The sequence below is a fragment of the Leptolyngbya sp. AS-A5 genome (assembly GCF_039962495.1).
Classification (GTDB): domain Bacteria; phylum Cyanobacteriota; class Cyanobacteriia; order Leptolyngbyales; family Leptolyngbyaceae; genus Leptolyngbya.
In genome coordinates this window covers 1-5,181 of sequence record NZ_JAMPLL010000077.1, presented here as the reverse complement: position 1 = coordinate 5,181, position 5,181 = coordinate 1, and the positions used below count along the sequence as shown (strand labels likewise).

Annotated in this window: 5 protein-coding genes and 1 pseudogene; 3 read left to right on the top strand and 3 right to left on the bottom strand. The window is 47.9% G+C overall.

Annotated features, from left to right (window positions below; all coding sequences use genetic code 11):
• Both NC980_RS26135 and NC980_RS26130 read right to left on the bottom strand, forming a co-directional pair.
• On the bottom strand, window positions 1-937 hold a 937-nt coding region (locus tag NC980_RS26135), incomplete at its 3' end, for an FAD-dependent oxidoreductase (protein ID WP_190377315.1).
• A gap of 351 nt (window positions 938-1,288) precedes the next feature.
• Complete coding sequence (locus NC980_RS26130) at window positions 1,289-1,741, bottom strand: DUF4383 domain-containing protein (RefSeq protein ID WP_190377314.1); 453 nt, start codon at window positions 1,739-1,741, stop codon at window positions 1,289-1,291.
• Between the two features lie 425 nt (window positions 1,742-2,166).
• Between NC980_RS26130 and NC980_RS26125 the strand changes: the two genes are divergently transcribed.
• Together NC980_RS26125 and NC980_RS26120 are read left to right on the top strand one after the other, a co-directional pair.
• Window positions 2,167-3,948 carry an AAA family ATPase gene (locus tag NC980_RS26125; protein WP_190377313.1) on the top strand — a complete coding sequence of 594 codons (1,782 nt, stop codon included), beginning with the start codon at window positions 2,167-2,169 and terminating at the stop codon, window positions 3,946-3,948.
• Window positions 3,949-3,962: 14 nt separating this feature from the next.
• Window positions 3,963-4,430 carry a GNAT family N-acetyltransferase gene (locus NC980_RS26120; RefSeq protein ID WP_190377312.1) on the top strand — a complete coding sequence of 156 codons (468 nt, stop codon included), beginning with the start codon at window positions 3,963-3,965 and terminating at the stop codon, window positions 4,428-4,430.
• 82 nt (window positions 4,431-4,512) lie between these two features.
• On the opposite strand, the gene NC980_RS26115 is transcribed toward NC980_RS26120, so the two are convergent.
• The gene (locus NC980_RS26115; protein ID WP_190377311.1) at window positions 4,513-5,061 is read right to left on the bottom strand and encodes a GNAT family N-acetyltransferase; all 549 of its coding nucleotides are present in this window, start codon (window positions 5,059-5,061) and stop codon (window positions 4,513-4,515) included.
• A 10-nt stretch (window positions 5,062-5,071) separates the two neighbouring features.
• On the opposite strand from NC980_RS26115, the pseudogene NC980_RS26110 reads away from it, so the two are divergent.
• A pseudogene (locus tag NC980_RS26110) lies at window positions 5,072-5,181 on the top strand (IS5/IS1182 family transposase); the annotation flags it as partial.

Genomic DNA, 5,181 nt, shown 5'->3' with positions numbered 1-5,181 from the left:
CACTATCTTTTCGAGCGGCAACCAGCTGTTTGCCCAATTGCACCTGATTTTGCAACCGATTGTACAATCCTTCCGCAATTTTTTGGTTGCCACCGACAACGTGATAGCGTTCATCGCTGAAAACGCCAAACGGTTGAAACTTGGATCGTCGATCCGCGTGAATGAATAACAAAAATGCTAGACAACTTTGCTCATCAATCTCGCGTCCGTATTCGCCTGTATAGGCTGCTTTGATTACTGCTCTAATGAGATCTCCAGCACCTCGATCGTCGAGATAGGTTTGTAGCGATGTGAGATCGAGTTGTCGATCTCGTTCAGTAAAGTTTTCTGCGGTCGGCTGTTGGGAGAGCGACCGCAAGTCTTCCTGCATCGCAGTAACAAACGCACGAAACTCTTCTACAACTGATGCTTCTGAATATCGCTGCCCCTTGAAGAAGTAGAAGGTTTCTCCGGGCTGCTTATTCACGTCCTCAAGCGGTAAATTAAATTCCTGGGCATACCCCAGCATCGTTTTGTGGAGCGTGTCGATAAATTCTCCACCTCGTTCGGCAACTTGATTGGGGAACGTACCACTAAGCGAATAACACCGTCCACCAACGCGACTGCTTGCTTCGTAGAGTGTGGCAATGATGCCTTGTTTCCTGAGTTCGTCTGCACAGGTCAGCCCTGCTAATCCAGCCCCAACGATCGCAACTTTAGGAGCACTGGAATTAGGAGCAGCAATCGCACGATGGAGAGAACCAGAAGCGATGCCTGCGATTGTGCCTGTTGCGGTGAGCTTTCCCATTTGCAGGAGTAGGTTGCGCCGGGTTGTGCGTTGGGTTGCAAAATGGGCAACATGCGCCAATCCATCTTGAGTTGAAAGGTGATGCTGCTGACAGTAGAGAACTGTTTGAAGAATGTGAGCAAGTCGATCAAAAAGCGGTGAGTGGCTCATGTCTAACAAAAAGAAGGGTAGATCAAATTGCCCTACACGTAATACTATCGATGTGATGTCTAATACATGCAAAGCATGCTGATTATACATCATGGCTTCAGATACAAGAGAAGAGTATTGCTCCCTCCGTATGACGATCGCTGCCCTGAACTTAGACCTGTCATCAGTTGGACTGTCTAATTGTGTTGTGAGAAAATTACAAAGCTTGTATGCCTCATCCTTAGAACAGAATAAATAAACAACGGTTGCACAACTGCCTCAAGGGGCATCGGCAACCGTTGCGATGTCTCTGCTTCTGTGTCTTGAATCAGACTCTATTCAAATGTCCAGAAACTAGTCTCAACGCTAGCTTCAGCGAGAACGCCCACTGACCATTTCCTGTTTATCATTCTGCAATACCGTCGTGTCGAGGGCTTTGAAGCCGAAATAAGCCGCGATCGCTGCGGTAAGTGCATGAAGCCAGATATCATGCCCGAAAATTGGAATCAAGCCAAAGGTTGTATTCAAAACTGGGAACAATCCCATGATTGCCAGAATCGCATAGAAGATTGTTAATCCACGAGCATAGGTACGTGAAGCAAGATAGCTGCGGTATGAGACTAATCCCCAAAGTCCAACGCCCAGATGCACAATGTTATGAAGAATATTGACCGGGAAAAGACTAAGTAGATAACCATATCCCGTATCTAATGTAACAGGCGGTCCGCCTATCCCTGGTGCTGCTACCATTCCTGGAATAAAGCCTGCAATCCCAACTAAAGCGTACAAAATACCACTAATTAAAGCAAAGTAGCGCGTTCCCATAGTCATACTCCCCTAATTCAAGATTGGGAAACGAACGAAGTGATTTCTTCATCGGCTCGCTCTACTTGTTGTGACTGAAGCTTGAGAAATACTTTTTGTTATTTGTTGTTAACTAACTAAATCTGAGCGAGCTAACCATAATCACTCTTATCTATCTCACCTTGGCTCTATTTGAGTCAGGAGTTCCTCCACCCAGGGAGATAGGTTGAGAATGTGATGTTAAGGAAAGTGATCCACATTGGCCTGGTACTGGCAACTTAACTAGCACTAGCAATCCGATCTCCTGCACGATCGGGGCTTCTATCTACCGAGGTGAGACATTGGAAATCCGTACTCTAACTTTTTTATTTCACTAAGACTTTCATCCAAGGTCCAACCGACTCGATCGCAACTCTCTATACTGAAGATAGAGGTAGGCAAGGTGTATGGATAACTTTTTTGAAGAGCTGGAATCCCTCGTCGATCAAGGTTTTGAAGAACTGCTGGATATCGTCCGAGTGATCGAAGGGCGCGAACCGAAAGAGTCTGACATCCGCGTGACTGAGCGGAGCCGTTCAACCCATGAGCCATCAACGGACTCTATCTCTACAGTTCCCATCACGCCGCCGAGTACAGATGATGTACCGCCTACGCTTACTGGAGTGGGTGGGCTATCATCGGTGCTACGCGAGTTACGCGAACTGGTGGAGCTTCCCCTGAAGCGTCCTGAACTATTAACAGCCCTGGGATTAGAACCGACGACCGGAGTTTTGCTCACAGGTCCTCCCGGAACGGGCAAGACGCTCACAGCGCGAGCATTAGCTGCTGATCTGGATATAAACTACATCGCGCTAGTGGGTCCGGAAGTGATGGGCAAATATTATGGGGAAGCAGAAGCTCGACTGCGAAGCATTTTTCAAAAAGCGACTCGCTCTGCCCCCTGCATCATTTTCATTGACGAAATCGATAGCCTTGCACCCGATCGCGCCAAAGCAGAAGGGGAAGTCGAAAAACGAGTTGTCGCACAACTGTTGAGCCTGATGGATGGATTCGCGAAAACGAAAGGCATTATTGTCCTGGCTGCAACAAATCGCCCGGATCATCTTGATCCTGCACTGCGCCGTCCTGGACGCTTCGATCGCGAGATTGCATTTCGGGTTCCTGATCGGGCGGGACGCTTGGAAATTCTCGAAATTCTAACTGCTCCCATGCCGTTGCATGAATCCATAGATCTCAACGCGATCGCAGATCGAGCAGGCGGCATGGTTGGCGCAGACCTCAAAGCTTTGACGCAAAAAGCGGCTTACCTTGCCCTGCGGCGACTATTACCAACTTTAGATAGTTCCTTGCCGGATCGCATGACCGTCACGCAAGCAGATTTTCTTCAGGCGATCAAAGAAATTAAACCTGCGGTGCTGCGATCGATTGAGATTGAAGCACCTAAAGTGACTTGGGATGCGATCGGCGGACTTGACTCTGTTAAGCAAACCCTGCAAGAATCCGTCGAAGGAGCGTTACTCTATCCCGAACTGTATCACCACACAAAAGCCAAAGCACCTCGTGGCATTCTGCTTTGGGGTCCGCCTGGAACGGGAAAAACGCTATTAGCGAAAGCCGTTGCCGCTCAAGCACGAGCGAACTTCATTGCAGTGAATGGTCCAGAATTACTGAGCAAATGGGTTGGAGCTTCCGAACAAGCGGTGAGGGAATTGTTCACAAAGGCGCGGCAGGCAGCACCTTGTGTCGTATTTGTAGATGAGATTGATACGCTTGCGCCTGCACGAGGGAGATATCAAAGCGATTCAGGGGTCAGTGATCGCGTGGTGGGTCAACTTCTCACCGAACTTGACGGCTTGCATGACTGCGTTAACGTGCTTCTCATTGGGGCGACCAATCGCCCAGAAACATTAGATCCTGCTTTATTGAGAGCTGGACGATTGGATTTGCAACTCAAAGTCGATCTCCCCGATCAAGTGAGCCGTCTTGCTATCTTGCAGGCTCATAATCACGATCGTCCCTTAGCGGATGTGGACTTAGAATCGTTTGCTGTGCAGACCGAGGGATGGAACGGTGCAGATTTAGCACTGCTCAGCAATCAAGCAGCGCTGGAGGCGGTTCGTCGCTACCGTGTTCAAGGCTTGAGTGATCCCGCTGCATTGCAAATTACAATGGAGGACTTTGCGATCGCCTACCAGCGACTATTGCTACAACGCGAAATAACTCGTTGAAGCTCTCCTGTAGTATGTTTGAAATTTCAGCCGCTCAGTTAAATCAAGCGACCGTTTGTGAGCCAATTCTGCGTCTCCTCTCAGAATGGTTTGGGATCGAATCCGCGATCGCGCACTACGTTCAAACAATCGATCGCTTACCGACCTTTCTAGCCTGGAACCAGCAACAAGTCATTGGCTTTCTATCGATCAAACAGCACAACGACTTTGCGGCTAAAATCTATCTGATAGCTGTGCATCCCCAGTTCCATCGTCAAGGAGTTGGGAAGCAGCTTTTTGAATTTGCAGAACAAGAATTGCAACTCCAAGGAATTGAGTATTTGCAGGTGAAAACGCTCGGTCTATCTCGTCCCAATCTGCCCTATGCAAAAACAAGAGCATTTTATGAGTCAATGGGATTTAAGCCGCTTGAGGAATTTTTGCATCTTTGGGAAGGAAATCCATGCTTGCAGATGGTAAAGGCATTATCTGTCAGTTCCTAATCTATTTACTGAATCTTGAGTTTTTCTAACGCAGGCTGAGGTGCAGACACAGTTCGCTTTTGTTGAGTTCCTCTCATCGCAATCAATGATTTCTAGAATATCTAGTGTAACAACTTCCAATTTCGTGAAATCCAAGAGAACGATAAAGCGCTAGTGCAGGTGCATTATCCCGATCGACCCACAATTTCATGGCTGAATAGTCCTGTAACTGCTCTGTTATGAAAAACGCGAGCAAGCGACGAGCAAATCCCTGCCGACGAAATTGTGGGAATGTAAACGGCGCAACTACGATCGCACAATCAATAGTTGCACCCTGTCGAACTACTGCAACAATCTGACCTTCTTGTTCCAGGACTGTAATCCGTCGTTGTTGAATCCAATCGTCCCAAGGATGCTCCAAACTTCCTGTACCACACTCTGTGAGATAAGCTTGTGCGTAGGCTTGTAAAGCAGGTTTATCTTGAGAAGTTGCCCATTGACCTTCGCCGCCTTCAGGAGGCTCTGTACAGATCAGTACCGCTTGATCATATTCGCGTTGAAGTTTATATCGCTGAAGTAAAAGGGGTTGAATCCATTGTTTAGTTTGTTCAGAGGTGCAGACTCGTTGTGGACAACCTCGCATCTCCGCCATTTCTAATAATCCGTTGAGCTTTCATCTTACGCCTGGACAAGCCTCTGACTTGGATGCAGCCGACAAACTGTTGCCCGATGTAGTTGCAGATACAGTGCTTGCCGACAAAGCCTATGATGC

Coding starts and splice junctions, on each gene's coding strand:
- NC980_RS26130 (WP_190377314.1), bottom strand. CDS start 1,741: ATGGGAACGCGCTACTTTGCTTTAATTAGTGGTATTTTGTACGCTTTA.
- NC980_RS26115 (WP_190377311.1), bottom strand. CDS start 5,061: ATGGCGGAGATGCGAGGTTGTCCACAACGAGTCTGCACCTCTGAACAA.
- NC980_RS26120 (WP_190377312.1), top strand. CDS start 3,963: ATGTTTGAAATTTCAGCCGCTCAGTTAAATCAAGCGACCGTTTGTGAG.
- NC980_RS26125 (WP_190377313.1), top strand. CDS start 2,167: ATGGATAACTTTTTTGAAGAGCTGGAATCCCTCGTCGATCAAGGTTTT.